The organism is Streptomyces sp. SID14478 (assembly GCF_010548525.1).
GTDB lineage: Bacteria > Actinomycetota > Actinomycetes > Streptomycetales > Streptomycetaceae > Streptomyces.
This window is the reverse complement of record NZ_JAAGMG010001126.1, coordinates 1-1,008: the sequence shown is the minus strand read 5'-3', so window position 1 is coordinate 1,008 and position 1,008 is coordinate 1. Positions and strand designations below refer to the sequence as shown.

Sequence of the window (1,008 nt, the reverse complement as noted above, 5' to 3'; positions counted from 1 at the left end):
TCGTCGCCGCGTGCGAAGGGGCCGAGCCCGGCGGCGTATGCGCCGCCTGCGGCCACGGCGGTGACGACGACCACGGCGAGGACCGTTCGTGGTCCGGTGCGGCGGCCTGCACGGTGCGCGGGGGAGTGGTCGAAGCGCGTGTCGGGCGGCGAAGGAAGGTGTGTCATGCCGAGAGGAGAGCAATCCGCCCGGCGATGTGTCCAAGTAGGATATCGCTCAACTATCGATCAATACTGGATATGATTGCTGATCGTGGACCTGATTCGCCATCTCGAGTGCTTCGTAGCTGTTGCAGAAGAGTCACACTTCGGACGTGCGGCGGCCCGACTCGGCATGGCCCAGCCCCCTCTGTCCCAGCGGATCCAGCGCCTTGAGCGGGAGCTGGAGGTGCGGCTCTTCGACCGCACCAGCCGCCAGGTCATCACCACCAAGGCGGGCATGCTGCTGCTTCCCGAGGCCCGCGAGCTGCTGGCCCGCACCGAATCCCTGCGGGCGGCCGCACGCAGGATCCGGGACGGCGAGAGCGGAATGCTGCGCGCGGGACTCCCGCCCGACATCGCGGGCGGCACCGTCGCCGCGCTGCTGACGGGGTTCCAGGAGCGGAGCTCCGGCGTCGAGCTGGAACTGCACGAACTGTCCACCACGGAACAGCTCGCCCGCTTCGCCCGCCGTGAACTCGACGTCGGACTCATCCACCACCCGTGCGACGTGTCCGGCCTCGAACTGGGGCCCGTGCTCCGCCGCGATCTCGGCGTACTGCTGCCGCGCAACGCCGAGGCAGCCGCCCACACCGAGGTCCCGCTGGCCGCGCTCGCCGCCCGCGACCTCATCCTCTTCCCGCGGGCGGGCGCCCCCGCGCTCTACGACGACCTGCTCACCACCTGCGCCCGCGGCGGCTACACGCCGCCTTCCGTCCGGCACGGCCAGGGCGCCAGCTTCGTCCGCGGGCTGGTGCTCTCCTCGCGGGCCGTGGCCTTCAGCCCGCGCGACGCCGAGACCGCCGAACCC

General features: G+C 71.3%; 1 protein-coding gene. It reads left to right on the top strand.

Annotation, left to right across the window (positions count from 1 at the left end):
* Positions 1-252 precede the first annotated feature (252 nt).
* Positions 253-1,008 (top strand): LysR substrate-binding domain-containing protein (locus G3I40_RS36190; protein WP_164559071.1); only part of this gene is annotated, 756 nt, incomplete at its 3' end.